The sequence below is a fragment of the Pseudomonas massiliensis genome (assembly GCF_000826105.1).
Taxonomy (GTDB): Bacteria; Pseudomonadota; Gammaproteobacteria; order Pseudomonadales; family Pseudomonadaceae; genus Aquipseudomonas; species Aquipseudomonas massiliensis.
This window is the reverse complement of sequence record NZ_CCYK01000007.1, coordinates 498,269-513,446: the sequence shown is the minus strand read 5'-3', so window position 1 is coordinate 513,446 and position 15,178 is coordinate 498,269. Positions and strand designations below refer to the sequence as shown.

Annotated in this window: 18 protein-coding genes and 1 tRNA gene; 7 read left to right on the top strand and 12 right to left on the bottom strand. The window is 61.2% G+C overall.

The annotated features are described in order from the left end of the window. Nucleotides 1-35: 35 nt before the first annotated feature. The 6 genes from hscB to trmJ all read right to left on the bottom strand — a co-directional run bounded on the left by hscB (nucleotide 36) and on the right by trmJ (nucleotide 4,070). A complete protein-coding gene (gene hscB, locus BN1188_RS13215) occupies nucleotides 36-557 on the bottom strand; it encodes a co-chaperone HscB (RefSeq protein WP_040261928.1) in 522 nt (173 codons plus the stop codon). Between the two features lie 8 nt (nucleotides 558-565). After that, complete coding sequence (gene iscA / locus BN1188_RS13210; RefSeq protein ID WP_040261927.1) at nucleotides 566-889, bottom strand: iron-sulfur cluster assembly protein IscA; 324 nt, start codon at nucleotides 887-889, stop codon at nucleotides 566-568. 34 nt (nucleotides 890-923) lie between these two features. Continuing rightward, nucleotides 924-1,310: a Fe-S cluster assembly scaffold IscU gene (gene iscU / locus BN1188_RS13205; protein ID WP_040261926.1), complete on the bottom strand. Its 387-nt coding sequence runs from the start codon at nucleotides 1,308-1,310 to the stop codon at nucleotides 924-926. 48 nt (nucleotides 1,311-1,358) lie between these two features. Then, nucleotides 1,359-2,573 (bottom strand): IscS subfamily cysteine desulfurase, encoded by a 1,215-nt coding sequence (locus BN1188_RS13200; RefSeq protein WP_040261925.1) that lies wholly within the window; start codon nucleotides 2,571-2,573, stop codon nucleotides 1,359-1,361. 39 nt (nucleotides 2,574-2,612) lie between these two features. Then, nucleotides 2,613-3,119: a Fe-S cluster assembly transcriptional regulator IscR gene (iscR, locus tag BN1188_RS13195; RefSeq protein ID WP_040261924.1), complete on the bottom strand. Its 507-nt coding sequence runs from the start codon at nucleotides 3,117-3,119 to the stop codon at nucleotides 2,613-2,615. 195 nt (nucleotides 3,120-3,314) lie between these two features. Continuing rightward, entirely contained in the window at nucleotides 3,315-4,070 is a 756-nt protein-coding gene (gene trmJ, locus BN1188_RS13190; protein WP_040261923.1) for a tRNA (cytosine(32)/uridine(32)-2'-O)-methyltransferase TrmJ, read from the bottom strand. A 145-nt stretch (nucleotides 4,071-4,215) separates the two neighbouring features. Here trmJ and suhB point away from each other — a divergent pair, with 145 nt between their 5' ends. Further along, the gene (suhB, locus tag BN1188_RS13185; protein ID WP_040261921.1) at nucleotides 4,216-5,031 is read left to right on the top strand and encodes a type III secretion system regulator SuhB; all 816 of its coding nucleotides are present in this window, start codon (nucleotides 4,216-4,218) and stop codon (nucleotides 5,029-5,031) included. A gap of 125 nt (nucleotides 5,032-5,156) precedes the next feature. Here suhB and BN1188_RS13180 read toward each other — a convergent pair whose 3' ends face one another. From BN1188_RS13180 to queA, 6 genes are all read right to left on the bottom strand, one after another. After that, complete coding sequence (locus BN1188_RS13180) at nucleotides 5,157-5,705, bottom strand: glycine zipper 2TM domain-containing protein (RefSeq protein WP_040261920.1); 549 nt, start codon at nucleotides 5,703-5,705, stop codon at nucleotides 5,157-5,159. A gap of 131 nt (nucleotides 5,706-5,836) precedes the next feature. Then, nucleotides 5,837-6,748 (bottom strand): protein translocase subunit SecF, encoded by a 912-nt coding sequence (gene secF, locus BN1188_RS13175; protein ID WP_040261919.1) that lies wholly within the window; start codon nucleotides 6,746-6,748, stop codon nucleotides 5,837-5,839. A 10-nt stretch (nucleotides 6,749-6,758) separates the two neighbouring features. Beyond that, nucleotides 6,759-8,627, bottom strand: coding sequence for a protein translocase subunit SecD (gene secD / locus BN1188_RS13170; RefSeq protein WP_040261918.1), 1,869 nt, complete (start codon nucleotides 8,625-8,627; stop codon nucleotides 6,759-6,761). Nucleotides 8,628-8,686: 59 nt separating this feature from the next. After that, a complete protein-coding gene (yajC, locus tag BN1188_RS13165; RefSeq protein ID WP_040261917.1) occupies nucleotides 8,687-9,022 on the bottom strand; it encodes a preprotein translocase subunit YajC in 336 nt (111 codons plus the stop codon). A 32-nt stretch (nucleotides 9,023-9,054) separates the two neighbouring features. Next, complete coding sequence (gene tgt, locus BN1188_RS13160) at nucleotides 9,055-10,176, bottom strand: tRNA guanosine(34) transglycosylase Tgt (protein WP_187375347.1); 1,122 nt, start codon at nucleotides 10,174-10,176, stop codon at nucleotides 9,055-9,057. Nucleotides 10,177-10,190: 14 nt separating this feature from the next. Further along, nucleotides 10,191-11,255, bottom strand: a complete 1,065-nt coding sequence (gene queA, locus BN1188_RS13155; RefSeq protein WP_040261915.1) for a tRNA preQ1(34) S-adenosylmethionine ribosyltransferase-isomerase QueA — start codon at nucleotides 11,253-11,255, stop codon at nucleotides 10,191-10,193. Between the two features lie 114 nt (nucleotides 11,256-11,369). On the opposite strand from queA, the gene BN1188_RS13150 reads away from it, so the two are divergent. From BN1188_RS13150 to BN1188_RS13125, 6 genes are all read left to right on the top strand, one after another. Further along, nucleotides 11,370-11,454, top strand: a tRNA-Leu gene (locus tag BN1188_RS13150). 208 nt (nucleotides 11,455-11,662) lie between these two features. Further along, the gene (locus BN1188_RS13145; protein WP_040261914.1) at nucleotides 11,663-12,868 is read left to right on the top strand and encodes a tyrosine-type recombinase/integrase; all 1,206 of its coding nucleotides are present in this window, start codon (nucleotides 11,663-11,665) and stop codon (nucleotides 12,866-12,868) included. Beyond that, nucleotides 12,868-13,452, top strand: coding sequence for a hypothetical protein (locus BN1188_RS13140; RefSeq protein ID WP_040261913.1), 585 nt, complete (start codon nucleotides 12,868-12,870; stop codon nucleotides 13,450-13,452). The genes BN1188_RS13145 and BN1188_RS13140 overlap by 1 nt, the downstream gene beginning before the upstream one ends. 124 nt (nucleotides 13,453-13,576) lie before the next feature. Then, on the top strand, nucleotides 13,577-13,801 hold the full coding sequence (locus BN1188_RS13135; RefSeq protein WP_040261912.1) for a helix-turn-helix transcriptional regulator: 225 nt from the start codon (nucleotides 13,577-13,579) through the stop codon (nucleotides 13,799-13,801). A 14-nt stretch (nucleotides 13,802-13,815) separates the two neighbouring features. Further along, a complete protein-coding gene (locus tag BN1188_RS13130) occupies nucleotides 13,816-14,463 on the top strand; it encodes a hypothetical protein (protein ID WP_148485251.1) in 648 nt (215 codons plus the stop codon). Further along, nucleotides 14,460-15,176: a hypothetical protein gene (locus BN1188_RS13125; RefSeq protein ID WP_040261910.1), complete on the top strand. Its 717-nt coding sequence runs from the start codon at nucleotides 14,460-14,462 to the stop codon at nucleotides 15,174-15,176. Before BN1188_RS13130 ends, BN1188_RS13125 begins: the two co-directional genes overlap by 4 nt. Nucleotides 15,177-15,178: the final 2 nt, after the last annotated feature.

Here is a 15,178-nt window from a genome sequence, read left to right as displayed (position 1 = left end):
GTCTTATTCAGGCGTGCGGCCGTGGCGGCACAGGGTTAATCGTCGAGGCGCTCTTCGAGCTGGCGCACTTCCTGGGCCAACTTGTCCAGGAACTGCATCCGGCGCATCAGGCGTTCGGCCTGCTCGCGTTCGGCGGGCTGGTCCCAGCAGGCGGAAAAGGCGTCGTCCAAGCCCTGCTGCGCCACTTTCAGCCGTTGCTTGAAAGCCGCGACGCCAGGAAGGTCCGCGTTGTCCTGCAAGTCTTCGAGCTCCTCGCGCCACTGCATCTGCTGCATGAGGAAATCGGGGTCGTGGACCGTGACTTCCTGGGGCACTTCGTGGCCGACCACCTGTAGCAGGTAGCGCGCGCGGCGCGGCCCGCTCTTGAGCGTCTGATAGGCCTCGTTCAAGGCGGCGGACTGTTCCAGGGCCTGGCGCTGCTCAGCCGCCGATGCATCGGCGAAGCGGTCTGGATGCACCGCGCGAGCCAGCTCGCGATAACGCGCGCCCAGTTGATCCAGGTCCAGCCGATAGGCCGGCTTGAGGTCGAACAGGGCGAAGTGACAGGGAGTACCCACGGGCGACCTCAAACGTTGAAGCTTTCGCCGCAGCCGCATTCGCCACGCACGTTGGGGTTGTTGAACTTGAAGCCTTCGTTCAACCCTTCGCGGACGAAATCCAGCTCGGTGCCGTCCAGGTAGACCAGGCTCTTGGGATCGATGATCACCTTCACGCCATGGCTTTCGAATACCTGGTCCTCGGCGGCGGTTTCGTCGACGAACTCAAGAACATAGGCCAGCCCCGAGCAGCCCGTGGTGCGGACACCCAGGCGGATACCCTCGCCCTTGCCCCGCCCTTGCAGGGAACGACGCACATGGTTGGCGGCGGCTTCTGTCATGCTGATGGCCATCGAAACTCCTCGGATGCAAGCTGGGTTGACGCGATCAAAGCAGGCCTTTCTTCTGCTTGTAGTCGCGAACGGCCGCCTTGATGGCGTCTTCAGCGAGTACCGAGCAGTGGATCTTCACTGGCGGCAGTGCCAGTTCCTCGGCCAGCTGGGTATTCTTGATGGTTTCCGCTTCGTCCAGGGTCTTGCCCTTCATCCACTCAGTGGCCAGGGAGCTGGACGCAATGGCCGAGCCGCAACCGTAGGTCTTGAACTTGGCGTCTTCGATCACGCCCTGCTCGTTGACCTTGATCTGCAGGCGCATCACGTCGCCGCAGGCCGGCGCGCCGACCATGCCGGTACCCACGTCCGGGTCTTCGGCGTCCATCTTGCCGACGTTGCGGGGGTTCTCGTAATGGTCGATGACCTTTTCGCTGTAAGCCATGCTAGGTACTCCTCATCAATTCGTTAAGCCGCTCGCCGACGGCTTCAATCAGTGTGCGGCCCACTCGATCTTCGAGATGTCGACGCCGTCCTTGTACATGTCCCACAGCGGCGACAAGGCGCGCAGCTTGGTCACGGCTTCGCAGACCTTGGCCGCGGCGTAGTCGACTTCCTCTTCGGTGGTGAAGCGGCCGAAGGTGAAGCGGATGGAGCTATGCGCCAGCTCGTCGTTGCGGCCCAGGGCCCGCAGTACGTAGGACGGCTCCAGGGAAGCGGAGGTACAGGCCGAACCGGAGGAAACCGCCAGGTCCTTGAGGGCCATGATCAGCGATTCGCCTTCGACGTAGTTGAAGCTCAGGTTCAGGTTGTGCGGCACGCGGGCAACCTGGCTGCCGTTCACGTACAGCTCCTCGAGGTGCTGGACCTGCTTGAAGAAGCGATCGCTCAAGGCTTTCACATGGGCGTATTCCTTGGCCATGTCTTCCTTGGCGATACGGAAGGCTTCGCCCATGCCGACGATCTGGTGAGTGGCCAGGGTACCGGAGCGCATGCCGCGCTCATGACCACCACCGTGGATCTGCGCTTCCAGGCGCACCCGCGGCTTGCGGCTCACGTAGAGCGCGCCGATGCCCTTGGGGCCGTAGGTCTTGTGGGCGGAGAAGGACATCAGGTCGACCTTCAGGGCCTGCAGGTCGATCTCCACCTTGCCGGTGGACTGGGCCGCATCCACATGGAACAGCACGCCGCGAGCACGGGTGAGTTCGCCGATGGCCGCGATATCATTGATGGTGCCGACTTCGTTGTTCACGTGCATCACCGACACCAGGATGGTGTCGTCACGCAGCGCCGACTCGACCATGGCAGGGGTGATCAGGCCGTCTTCGCCCGGCTCGAGATAAGTGACCTCGAACCCTTCACGCTCGAGCTGGCGGGTAGTATCCAGCACCGCCTTGTGTTCGATCTTGGAGGTGATGATGTGCTTGCCCTTGCTGGCGTAGAAGTGCGCGACGCCCTTGATTGCCAGGTTGTCCGACTCGGTGGCCCCTGACGTCCAGACGATCTCGCGCGGGTCCGCATTGACCAGGTCGGCGACCTGACGACGAGCGTTTTCCACGGCTTCCTCGGCCTTCCAGCCGAACACATGAGACCGCGATGCCGGGTTACCGAAGTTGGTTTCCATGGTCAGGCAAGCGATCATCTTCTCGGCGACGCGAGGGTCGACCGGCGTAGTAGCGGAATAGTCCAGGTAAATCGGCAATTTCATCGAGAATCTCCTAATCAGGCGCGCTCCGCTCTACGGCGGTCAGTCGACGGCAGATGTTTCTATCTTTTCGAGAACGGGCTTGTCCGGCATCGTGGGCTGGCCGGCGCAGCGGCGCTGATCCTGGCGCTGGGCCACTTCCTGCACTTCGCGGCGGGTAACCAGGTCCGCCAGGCTGATGCCACTGAGGAACTCGTGAATACGGTCGCTCAGGTCGCACCATAAATGGTGGGTAAGGCAGGTATCGCCGGCATGGCAATCACCCAGCCCCTGGCAGCGGGTGGCATCTACCGATTCGTTCACGGCGTCGATCACCTGGGCCACCTGGATGCCTTTCATGTCTCGGGAAAGCTGATAGCCACCGCCCGGGCCGCGCACGCTGGACACCAGGTTGCCGCGACGGAGCTTGGCGAACAGCTGCTCGAGGTACGAAAGGGAGATGCCCTGGCGCTCGGAAATATCGGCCAGCGACACGGGCCCACGCTGCGCGTGCAACGCCAGGTCCAGCATGGCGGTAACGGCATATCGGCCTTTGGTTGTCAGTCGCACGGTTCAGTTACCACGGTTTGCGAAAGGGACGCGATGGGGCAAGTATGCGATTCCCGAGTATTTAAGTCAACTATAAGACCTACTGTATTACTCGGAATTAGGCTGGAAACGGCGACGGATGATAGCACAATGAGCAGCCACAAGCTGCAAGCCGGACAGCGGGCCGAACGGCTGGTCGCTTGCAGCGTGCCCTGATCACTCCTTGCGCTTGTGCGGCTCGCCTTTTGCGGCCTTGCGGGTTTCGGTGAAGATGCCGCGCAGTATGCTCAGCTCGGTACGTTCCAGACGGCAGCGACTGTACAGCCGACGCAGGCGGGACATCAGGTGTCGCGGCTTTTCCGGGTCCAGGAAGCCGATGTCCACCAGCGTGGCTTCCATATGGCCATAGAAGCCTTCCAGCTCTTCAGCCGTGGCCAGTTCGACCGGAGCCTCGGCAGGCGTCGCGGGCGCCGCCTCGGCCAGGGCCAGGAAGGCCAGGCGCACCTCATAGGCTAGCACCTGAACGGCCGCGGCCAGGTTCAGGGAGCTGAACTCAGGGGCCGAAGGAATATGCACGTGGAAGTGACAACGCTGCAGTTCTTCATTGGTCAGGCCAGCATGCTCACGGCCGAACACCAGGGCCACTTCCCCGCCTGCTCGGGCATCCTCCACGGCCTTGGCAGCGCAGGCGCGCGGGTCCAGCATGGGCCAGGGCAGGCTGCGGTCTCGCGCGCTGGTGCCCATGACCAGACTGCAGCCGACCAGGGCCTGCTCCAGGGTTGGCACCACCTGGGCATCGGCAAGGATGTCATCGGCCCCGGAAGCCCGCGCGCTGGCCTCTGGCGAGGGGAACACCTGCGGATCCACCAGCACGAGGCGGGACAAGCCCATATTCTTCATGGCCCGGGCCGCCCCGCCGATGTTGCCGGGATGGCTGGTATTGACCAGTACGATGCGGATGTTCTGCAGCATCTAGGACGCTCCCCTGGTTGAAAAGGGGGCAAATTCTACAGAAGCGACGAAAGCAACGCCATGAAGGCCGATGGCCCACTTCTTAGTGGCCGCTTTTCTGGTAGAATGCCCGGCTCTTTTTAAATGACCAGGTGAAAGAACGTCCATGCAGCCCATGCTGAATATCGCGCTGCGCGCCGCCCGCAGCGCCAGTGAACTGATCTTCCGCTCCATCGAGCGGCTGGATAGCATCAAGGTCGATGAAAAAGACGCCAAGGATTACGTCAGCGAAGTGGACCGCGCCGCTGAGCAGGCCATCGTCACCGCGCTGCGCAAGGCTTACCCGAATCACGGCATCCTCGGCGAGGAAAGTGGCCTGCACGCCGGTAGCGGCGAAGGCGAAGACTACCTGTGGATCATCGACCCCCTCGATGGCACCACCAACTTCGTGCGTGGCGTACCCCACTTCGCCGTGAGCATCGCGTGCAAGTACCGCGGCCGTCTGGAACACGCCGTGGTACTGGATCCGGTCCGCCAGGAAGAATTCACCGCCAGCCGCGGCCGTGGCGCCGCCGTCAATGGTCGTCGCATCCGGGTCAGCGCCCGTCGCGGCCTCGAAGGCGCCCTACTGGGAACAGGCTTCCCGTTCCGTGACAACCAGATGGACTACCTGGACAACTACCTAGGCATGTTCCGCAGCCTGGTTGGCCAAACCGCCGGGATCCGCCGCGCGGGCGCCGCCAGCCTGGACCTGGCCTACGTGGCCGCCGGCCGCTTCGACGCCTTCTGGGAGTCTGGACTTTCGGAATGGGACATGGCCGCGGGCGCGCTGCTGATCCAGGAAGCGGGCGGCCTGGTCAGCGACTTCACCGGCGGTCATGAATTCCTGGAAAAGGGCCATATCGTGGCGGGTAATACCAAGTGCTTCAAGGCCGTGCTCACCGCTATCCAGCCGCACCTGCCGCCGACCATGAAGCGCTGATCGGTCGACAGGCATAAAAAAGCACTCATCGAGTGCTTTTTTTATGCCTGAATCCCGGCCTTGCCGTGGCTAGCGAAGCGGATACAACTGACCGGCCTACCTAACCCTTCGCTAGCTCCCAGGGTTTACTGCGCCGGGGCCTGGGTCAGCACCAACTGACCTTCCTTGTTCACCGGAATCTGAGCGCCCGGGTTGTGATCCATGCGCACGCTGCCCACCTGGCCATTGAGCTGATATTTGACGTTATAGCCAACCAGCTTGTCGCTCACGTCATTGACGGTGCTGCAACGCTGTTCAGTGGTCGTGTAGGTGTCGCCAGCCTGCATGTGCTCCTGCACCTTGTTGCCGGCATAGCCGCCACCCACAGCGCCGGCTACAGTGGCGATCTTCTTGCCGGTACCACCACCCACCTGGTTGCCGAGCAAGCCGCCCGCGACCGCGCCCAGCACACTACCGACGATCTGATGCTGGTCCTGCACCGGACGGCGATGAGTGACAGTCACATCCTGGCATACCTGGCGTGGCGTCTTGATTTTTTCATTGATGGGCTCGGCCGCCAACACCTGCGCATATTCCGGACCCTTGTCTTTCACGAGGCTGTAGGTTGCAACAGCACCCCCGGCGGTAACACCGACAGCACCCAATACTGCACCGATCAGCAACGACTTGTTCACGGGAACCTCCTGATGGCGAGGCAGACGTTATGGCCTCGCGATTCTCCCAGCCTTGGAACGAAAAAACCGAAGGAAGTTCACCTTCCTTCGGTTTTCAATGACTTAGTGGCACCCAGACAGATGCCGACAGCTCAAGGACGGTCGTCTACTGCTTCCTTGGTGGCGGGCGGGATGAGGTCTTCACTGGTCAGGTTCAGCCAGATCAACACCACGTTGGCGATGTAGATGGACGAGTAGGTACCGGCCATGACCCCGATGAACAAGGCGAGGGAGAAGCCGAACAGGTTGTCGCCACCGAACAGCAGCAAGGCGCCAATGGCCAGCAGGGTCGACACCGAGGTAGCGATGGTCCGCAGCAGGGTCTGGGTAGTGGACACGTTGATGTTCTCGATCAACGAAGCCTTGCGCATCACTCGGAAGTTTTCCCGCACCCGGTCGAACACCACGATGGTGTCGTTGAGCGAGTAGCCGATGATCGCCAGTACCGCCGCCAGGACGGTAAGGTCGAAGGTCACCTGGAAGAACGAGAGGATCCCCAGCGTAACAACCACGTCGTGGATCAGCGAGACGATAGCGCCGACCGCGAACTTCCACTGAAAGCGGAACGCCAGGTACACCAGCACGCCGCCCAGGGCCAGGAGCATGCCGAGGCCGCCCTGATCGCGCAGCTCTTCACCTACCTGCGGACCGACGAACTCGACCCGCTTGACGGTGACCGGGTTGTCGCCGCTGACCTTGCGCAGGGCGTCGGCCACTTCGCTACCGATCTGCGGATCTTCGCCCGGCATGCGCACCAGCACGTCGGTGGCCGCGCCGAAGCTCTGCACCACGGCCTCGTGAAAGCCCGCCCCGGCCAGTTCGCCACGCAGATTGCCCAGGTCGGCCGGCTTCTCGTAGGTCAGCTCGATGAGCGTACCCCCGGTGAAGTCCAGGCCAAAGTTGAGACCCTTGTAGAACCAGCTGAACAGCGCCAGCAAGCTAAGGAACACGGTGACGGCGAACGCTAGGTTGCGCACGCCCATGAAGTTGATGGTCTTTTTCATGGCAGTGGCCTCAAATCCACAGCTTCTTGATGTCACGACCGCCGTAGATCAGGTTGATCATCGCGCGGGTCACCATGATGGCGGTGAACATCGAGGTAAAGATCCCGAGGGACATGGTCACGGCGAAGCCTTTCACCGGGCCGGTACCCATGGCGAAGAGAATCGCGCCTACCAGCAGGCTGGTGAGGTTGGCATCGATGATCGCCGTGTAGGCTCGGTTGAAGCCTTCGTGGATAGCCCGCTGAGGGCTCATGCCGGCGGCGATCTCTTCACGAATTCGCGAGAAGATCAGCACGTTGGCATCCACCGCCATGCCCATGGTCAGCACGATACCGGCGATGCCTGGCAGGGTCAGGGTAGCTCCCAGCAGCGACATCAGCGCCAGCAGCAAGACCATGTTGAAGGCCAGGGCCACGGTCGCGATCAGGCCGAAGAAGCGGTAGATGGCGATGATGAACAGCGACACGAAGAGCATGCCCCACAAGGCCGCGTGCACGCCCTTGGCGATGTTGTCCGCGCCAAGACTCGGGCCGATGGTGCGCTCTTCGGCAAAGTACATGGGCGCGGCCAGGCCACCGGCGCGCAGCAACAGCGCCAGCTCGGAGGACTCGCCCTGGCCGTTCAGGCCCGTGATGCGGAACTGGCTGCCCAGCGGAGACTGGATGGTCGCCAGGCTGATGATTTTCTTCTCTTCGGTGAAGCTCGGAACCGCGACTTCCTTCTCTACGCCATCGACCACCTGCTTGACGTATTTGGTGGTCGGCTTCTGTTCGATGAAGATCACTGCCATCCCGCGCCCGACGTTGGTGCGGGTTGCCCGGCTCATCAGGTCGCCGCCATGGCCGTCCAGACGGATGTTCACCTGGGGCTGGCCATGCTCGTCATAGCTGGCCTGAGCGTCGGTGACCTGGTCGCCGGTGATGATCAGCCCACGCTCAACCGCCGCTGGAGGCCGATTGCCTTCGCGGAACTCGAACTGCTCGGTGGTGGCGCGGGTATCATCCGGGCCGGCTGCCAGGCGGAACTCCAGGTTGGCGGTCTTGCCCAGGATGCGCTTGGCTTCGGCGGTGTCCTGCACGCCCGGCAGTTCGACCACGATGCGATTGGCACCCTGGCGCTGCACCAGGGGCTCGGCCACGCCCAGTTCGTTCACCCGGTTGCGCACGGTGGTGAGGTTCTGCTTGATGGCGTAGTCACGGATTTCCGATACCTTGGCCTGGGTAAGCGCCAGGCGCAGTACCGCCAGCTCGTTACGCTCGGTGGCGGCAAGGTCGAAATCGTTGAAATTCTTGCGGATCAGGTCACGGGCCTGGTCGCGGGTGGAATCGTCGCTGAAGCCCAGCATGATGCCGCCATCCTGCTGGGGCAAGCTGCGGTAACGGACTTTTTCCTTGCGCAGCAAGGTCTTCACTTCCCCTTCGTATACCTTCAGGCGGGCGTCGAGGGCTTTGTCCATGTCCACTTCCAACAGGAAGTGGACACCGCCAGACAGGTCCAGGCCCAGCTTCATCGGGCTGGCGCCCAGGTTGCGCAACCACTGGGGCGTAGTCCGCGCCAGGTTCACGGCCACTACATAGTCGTCCCCCAGCGCCTTGCGCACGATGTCCTTGGCTGGCAGCTGATCTTCCTGACGGGTCAGGCGCAGCAGGCCGCCCTTGCCATTGTCAGCCAGGCTCGCGGCCTTGACGGTGATGCCTGCGTCGGCGAGAGCCTTGCTGGCCTTGTCCAGGTCAGCCTGGCCGACCTGCAGCGCGGTGCTGGCGCCGGACAGCTGGATCGCCGGGTCGTCCGGATAAAGGTTGGGTGCGGAATAGATAAAGCCGACCGCGAGCACCGCCACGATCAGAATGTATTTCCACAAAGGGTATTTGTTCAGCATCACGCCGCCCGTTCAAACGCGGAGCGCGTTGCGCGCCCCGCCAAGGTAAAAGACTTGGATCAGATCGCTTTCAGCGTGCCCTTGGGCAGGGTGGCGGCAACCGCACCCTTCTGGAATTTCAGCTCTACACTGTCGGAGACTTCCAGTACCACGAAGTCATCGCTGACCTTGACGATCTTCCCGGCGATACCACCGGTGGTCACCACTTCATCACCCTTCTGCAGGCCGCCGAGCAGATTCTTCTGCTCCTTGGCACGCTTGGCTTGAGGGCGCCAGATCATGAAGTAGAAGATCACCAGGAAGCCGACCAGGAAAATCCATTCGAAGCCGGTACCGGCGGGGCCAGCGGCCGGTGCTGCGGCGTCCGCGTAGGCGGCGGGGATCAGAAAGCTCATTCAGCGCTCCATTCGACGTTTTTCGTCAATTATTAAAGGGGGTCCAGAGACGGCACGGGCAGGCCGCGCCGGGCATAGAAGGCGTCGACAAAGGCGGCCAATTTACCCTGTTGGATTGCCTCGCGCAAACCAGCCATCAGGCGCTGATAATGGCGCAAGTTATGGATGGTATTGAGCATGCTGCTCAGCATTTCGCCGCATTTATCCAGATGATGCAGATAGGCGCGGGAGAAGTTGCGGCAGGTGTAGCAATCGCAGGTCGGGTCCAGCGGCGAATCGTCGTGACGATGAACCGCGTTACGGATCTTGATCACGCCGGTATCGATGAACAGGTGTCCATTACGCGCATTGCGAGTGGGCATTACGCAATCGAACATGTCGACGCCTCGGCGCACACCCTCAACGAGGTCTTCGGGTTTGCCAACCCCCATAAGGTAACGAGGTTTGTCCGCTGGCAAATGTCCGGGCAGGTAGTCCAGCACCTTGATCATTTCTTCCTTCGGCTCGCCCACGGAGAGGCCACCGATGGCCAGGCCATCGAAGCCAATCTTTTCCAGGCCTTCCAGGGAGCGCAGGCGCAAGTCTTCATGCATGCCCCCTTGAACGATGCCGAACAGCGCCGCGGTATTGTCGCCATGGGCGTCCTTGGAACGCTGCGCCCAGCGCAGGGACAGCTCCATGGAAGCCCGGGCCACATCATGGCTGGCCGGATAAGGGGTGCATTCGTCGAAGATCATCACGATGTCCGAGCCCAGGTCGCGCTGGACCTGCATGGACTCTTCCGGCCCCATGAACACCTTCGAGCCATCGACCGGGGAGGCGAAGGTCACGCCTTCTTCCTTGATCTTGCGCATCGCGCCAAGGCTGAACACCTGGAAGCCGCCGGAGTCGGTGAGGATCGGACCTTTCCACTGCATGAAATCGTGAAGGTCGCCGTGGGCCTTGATCACCTCGGTACCAGGGCGCAGCCACAGGTGGAAGGTATTGCCCAGGATGATCTCGGCGCCAATGGCTTCGATGTCCCGGGGCAGCATGCCCTTGACCGTGCCATAGGTACCCACCGGCATGAACGCCGGGGTTTCCACCGTGCCCCGGGGGAACGTCAGGCGCCCTCGACGGGCCTTGCCGTCGGTGGCTAGCAGCTCGAATTGCATACGACAGGTGCGACTCATGGATGATCCTCGTCGGCGCTGCCCTGAGGACCTTCCGGCGCCGGATTGCGGGTGATGAACATGGCATCACCGTAACTGAAGAAGCGATACTCCCCGGCAATGGCGGCGGCGTAGGCGGCCATGGTCTGGGGATAACCGGCGAAAGCCGAAACCAGCATCAGCAGCGTGGACTCGGGCAGGTGGAAATTGGTGACCAGGGCGTCCACCACGTGGAAGGGCCGACCGGGATAGAGGAAGATGTCCGTATCGCCGCTGAAGGGCTTGAGCTGGCCATCCCGCGCGGCGCTTTCCAGGGAACGCACGCTGGTGGTGCCGACGGCGATCACCCGCCCTCCCCTGGCCTTGCAGGCGTTCACGGCTTCCACTACCTCTTCGCCGACGGCCAGCCACTCCTTATGCATCTGGTGATCTTCGATGCGCTCCACCCGCACGGGCTGGAAGGTGCCAGCGCCCACATGCAGGGTAACGAAGGCGGTGTCCACGCCCTTGGCGCGGATTGCCTCGAGCAGCGGCTCGTCGAAGTGCAAACCGGCGGTGGGCGCGGCCACGGCCCCGGCATGCTGGGCATAGACCGTCTGGTAACGCTCACGGTCGGCGGTTTCATCCGGGCGGTCTATATAAGGCGGCAGCGGCATGTGACCCACCCGCTCCAACAACGGCAATACCGGCTCGTCGAAGCGCAGCTCGAAGAGCGTATCGTGCCGGGCGATCATTTCGGCCTGGCCGCCGCCCTCGATCAGGATGGCCGTTCCGGGCTTGGGCGCCTTGCTCGCCCGTACATGGGCCAGCACCGAGTGGCTGCTCAACACCCGCTCGACCAGTACTTCCAGCTTGCCGCCGCTGGCCTTCTGGCCAAACAGCCGCGCGGGAATCACCCGGGTGTTGTTGAACACCATCAGGTCGCCAGGGCGCAGGTATTCCAGCAGGTCGGCGAACTGACGGTGGGCCAGCTCGCCCGTGGGGCCATCGAGCACCAGCAACCGGCTGGCGCGCCGCTGCGCCAGCGGATGGCGGGCGATCAGGGCATCGGGAAGGTCAAAGGCGAAATCAGCGACACGCATAGTGAGCACAAGGAGGGATCAGCAGGGTGAGAAAGTCTAGCGGAATTATGCGTTTATGACCATGAAAGCTGATTGACCGACGCCCAAAGGCTCTCTATACTTCGCCGCCAGCAAGCCCTGATGGCGGAATTGGTAGACGCGGCGGATTCAAAATCCGTTTTCGAAAGGAGTGGGAGTTCGAGTCTCCCTCGGGGCACCATGTAAATGTTCCAAGAGGTCCCAAAAGGACCCGGAACACCAGAGAAACCGGCCACTGAGCCGGTTTTTTTGTGCCCACAGTTCCCAGTGGTTCCCTTGTAAGCACAATGCGATGTGAGTAGATTTGTGAGTAGGCCGAGTTCGGTCTCCAATCCTACTCACATTTTGCCGCCATACCCCGGCGCGCCGCACTTGCAAGGATAACCACCTTGGCGCTCACCGATACCGCCATACGCACCGCAAAACCCCGTGAAAAGCTCTACAGGCTGGCTGATGCCCAAGGCCTGTGCTTGGAAATCACTACTGCTGGCGGCAAGCTGTGGCGCCTGCGGTACCGGTTTGATGCCAAGGCCAAGATGCTGGGCCTTGGCCAGTACCCGGCTGTAACGCTGGCGCAGGCCCGGGAGCGCCGCGACGCCGCACGCAAGCTGCTTGCACAAGGCATAGATCCCAGCGCCTACAAACAGCAGGAAAAAGCCGCAGCGGCTGCCCAAGTGCTCACGATGGAAGCTCTGGCCAGGGAGTGGTTTGCGTACAACCAGCCTCGCTGGGCATCCGCTACGGCTAACAAGGCTCAGCAGTACCTAGAGAGCGACATTTACCCGGTGATCGGCGCTCGGCCGGCCGCTGAAGTGACACGCCCCGAGCTGGTAGACCTGGTGCGAAGGATCGAAAAGCGCCAGGCGTTTAATGTAGCTCGCAAGGTTCGCCAGTGGCTGAGCCAGATTTTCCGCTTTGGCTTGGCCAAGGGCGTGGTGCCAGCGAATCCTGCCACCGATCTGGACGTGGTAGCCGCGCACGCGCCGCGCACTCGCCATCATCCTCATGTATCGGAGGCGGAGCTGCCTGAGCTGCTCGAAAAGCTGGAGGCCGCCAAGTGCGACGTGACGACTCGGTACGCTATACGCCTATTGCTGCTTACCGCCGTGCGCCCTGGAGAGCTGCGGAACGCCCCATGGGATGAGTTCGACCTGGAGGCGGCAACCTGGACGATCCCTGCGGCGAGGATGAAGGCAAGGCGCCCGCATATAGTCCCCCTGCCCCGCCAAGCCGTCGCTATCCTGCGCACGCTCCACGAAATCACTGGTAGCTACCCACTGATCTTTCCAGGCCGCAATGATCGATCCCGACCCATGAGCGAGAACACGGTCAACAAGGTGCTCTCGGTAATGGGGTATGAGGACAGACAGACCGGCCACGGCTTCCGCCACCTGCTCAGCACCAGCTTGAACAGCCGCGGCTATAACCGGGATTGGATCGAGCGCCAGCTAGCGCACGGCGATCAGGATTCCATCCGCGACACCTACAACCATGCCAGCTACCTGGAGCAGCGCCGGGGAATGATGCAAGCGTGGGCTGATTCAATCGACGCGCTCTGCGCTGGCGCGAATGTGGTTTCCATCAGGAGGGCGTAATGGACGAGAGATTTACACCGACCGGGAAAAGGTTTGCGCCGGTTTTCAGTGATGCCATGAGAATAATAAATAAGTCACTGGCTAATGATGAGCCTATGAACTTCGACGATTTGAAATACATTACGAGATTACTCATACAGTCTCGCGACCAAGGAACAGATCAGGATCTTATTGAAATTGCATTCCAAGGCTTGGAACATGTCTCCAAGGAACATAATGGGCTTAGCGAGCAGATTCGGTGGTGTTTTACGCCGCTTTTGCTTGCTCTGATGGATGCATCCAACGAGATAGCTTGCGCCTCAATCAGCACTGAAATTCTGAGGCTAAAGCCGTTGATCGAAGGAAACAAAACCAAGAACGCGATCATCGAGAGGGCGAAACAGATCGCTTCTGAAATGTGGGCCGACGACCTTTCTAACGAAATCAAAACAAGCGAGATGGCCGATATGGTATGGGCCCGTCTTGTAGACGAAGGGCATTCCGCCCAGTTGCCAGAACATGCTGCGCGCGTTCGTGTCTGGATCAGGAGCGTCGCGCCGGAATATGCCAAGGCAAAGGGCCGGCCTAAAAAGCGTTCTGCGTAACGGATATCCTATTTTCCGTAACGGATAATCTATTTTCCGTAACGAGCGCCAAATTTTCTAAACCTGCCAGATCCCCCAGCATTGCCATCGTCGATTACCCATACCGCCCTAGGAGGCGCAGACAATGGCAAAGCCTACCAACACCACCGCGCCAGCTCGCCGGTTCATCAAGCGCCAGGAAGTGGAGGCGATCACCGGCCTCTCCTGCACCGAGATTTATCGCCGGGTGGCCGCCGGTACCTTCCCCAAGCAAGTGACGCTAGGCCCTAAGTCCGTTGTCTGGGTGGAGGCTGAGGTACTGGCTTGGTGCGATGAGCGCATTGCCGAATCTCGAGGGGAAGCTGCCTAATGGCTGCCCCGAAGATGCTCAAGAAAACCTCGAAGGCGCTCAAGGTGTTCAACGAAAAGGCTGAGCACCTTCGTGAGCGCCTTCTCATGCCCTTTTATCTTACTCGTGCCCATTTTCTCTACTCGTGCCCATACCTAAGGCTGGGCACGAGTGGGCATCTGAGGGCACGAGTAGCCGATTCCGGCGAAAAGATGGCCTTGCGCTATCACGACAGGCGAATGATACTCGCGCTTGCGTTGCGCCAGCTCTCCGGTTATCGTCACGCCGTCGCTGCAAGTTCAGCGACCGGGCGTGAGAACCCGTGGAGAAATTGGCGCAACAGCGCCCCCATTCCATTTGCAGGCGCTTTTTTTACGCCCGCAGATTCGTGTTATGGCGGCCGTGCGTGGGCAGGCTTCGGCCTGGCCGGGTTCCAATTTCCCCGGTTTCTCACCCCGCGTACGGCTGCCACCCAATCCCGTGAGAAGGACGGTGACAGCTCCAAACTGAAATTGGAGTCCACCATGACCACCCTCAATCCGTCCAAAATACGGGCCGCTGCCCACCGAGCAATGGCTCTCGCTGCTCTGCGCGCCAACTCCTCCGGATCCGTTCGCCTGCGCCGCTACAACCACCACATTGCAATCGCTCGCACCCTGGAGAACGCCGGGGGTGCCCAATGAAAACTGATACCACCCTGCGCCTCACCCGTACCCAGTACCGCCAGCTTGCGGAAGTGGCCAAGCAGGACGGCTGCTGCCTGAGCCTTGCCAGCGTTGCCCAACTGAGGGGCAACTGGGGACTGTTCACGCCCTGGGCACTGGGCATTCATGACGATGCCACTTCCAATGAAGCCCGCATGCGGGAGAATGTGGTTATTGAGGTGGCAACTACGGTCAATGCTGCCAGGCTCCGCCGTGCGGTGCGCCCCGAGATCGACTGGAGCCAGTTGGAAGATCACGAAGTGTTCCCCTTTATCGTTGCCCATGAGATTGGGCACTTTCGGGATAATCACTTCCCTTTCGATATTTTCAAGATCGAGGATCTGGAGGCTCGCGCCCGATGCGAGCGTGTCATTTCAAGCGTGAATGAAGTACTGGCGGATCGTTTCGCCTGGTCACGCATTCGTCCAGGTGAGCCGGTACCACTCTGCGAGAACGGAAAGCGGGTACAGCGCGAAGTTGCCGAAGCCATGGAATTGCTCGACAAGTACATTCCACGCCAACGACGCAGCCCACGAGTACTTCCCGCAGGCCAGTACCGGTGGATTCCACAAAGCATGTTGGAATCCGAACAGCTAACGGCCTTTGTTGGGCCAAAGGTTTCTCCAGCTTTGATCGAACGCTCACGGCAACGGCGCCGTATTCATCGCCTAGATACTCGGCGCAGGGGTTAAAC

Coding starts and splice junctions, on each gene's coding strand:
- iscA (WP_040261927.1), bottom strand. CDS start 889: ATGGCCATCAGCATGACAGAAGCCGCCGCCAACCATGTGCGTCGTTCC.
- iscU (WP_040261926.1), bottom strand. CDS start 1,310: ATGGCTTACAGCGAAAAGGTCATCGACCATTACGAGAACCCCCGCAAC.
- BN1188_RS13200 (WP_040261925.1), bottom strand. CDS start 2,573: ATGAAATTGCCGATTTACCTGGACTATTCCGCTACTACGCCGGTCGAC.
- trmJ (WP_040261923.1), bottom strand. CDS start 4,070: ATGCTGCAGAACATCCGCATCGTACTGGTCAATACCAGCCATCCCGGC.
- suhB (WP_040261921.1), top strand. CDS start 4,216: ATGCAGCCCATGCTGAATATCGCGCTGCGCGCCGCCCGCAGCGCCAGT.
- secF (WP_040261919.1), bottom strand. CDS start 6,748: ATGAAAAAGACCATCAACTTCATGGGCGTGCGCAACCTAGCGTTCGCC.
- secD (WP_040261918.1), bottom strand. CDS start 8,627: ATGCTGAACAAATACCCTTTGTGGAAATACATTCTGATCGTGGCGGTG.
- yajC (WP_040261917.1), bottom strand. CDS start 9,022: ATGAGCTTTCTGATCCCCGCCGCCTACGCGGACGCCGCAGCACCGGCC.
- tgt (WP_187375347.1), bottom strand. CDS start 10,176: ATGCAATTCGAGCTGCTAGCCACCGACGGCAAGGCCCGTCGAGGGCGC.
- queA (WP_040261915.1), bottom strand. CDS start 11,255: ATGCGTGTCGCTGATTTCGCCTTTGACCTTCCCGATGCCCTGATCGCC.
- BN1188_RS13140 (WP_040261913.1), top strand. CDS start 12,868: ATGGACGAGAGATTTACACCGACCGGGAAAAGGTTTGCGCCGGTTTTC.
- BN1188_RS13135 (WP_040261912.1), top strand. CDS start 13,577: ATGGCAAAGCCTACCAACACCACCGCGCCAGCTCGCCGGTTCATCAAG.
- BN1188_RS13130 (WP_148485251.1), top strand. CDS start 13,816: ATGCTCAAGAAAACCTCGAAGGCGCTCAAGGTGTTCAACGAAAAGGCT.
- BN1188_RS13125 (WP_040261910.1), top strand. CDS start 14,460: ATGAAAACTGATACCACCCTGCGCCTCACCCGTACCCAGTACCGCCAG.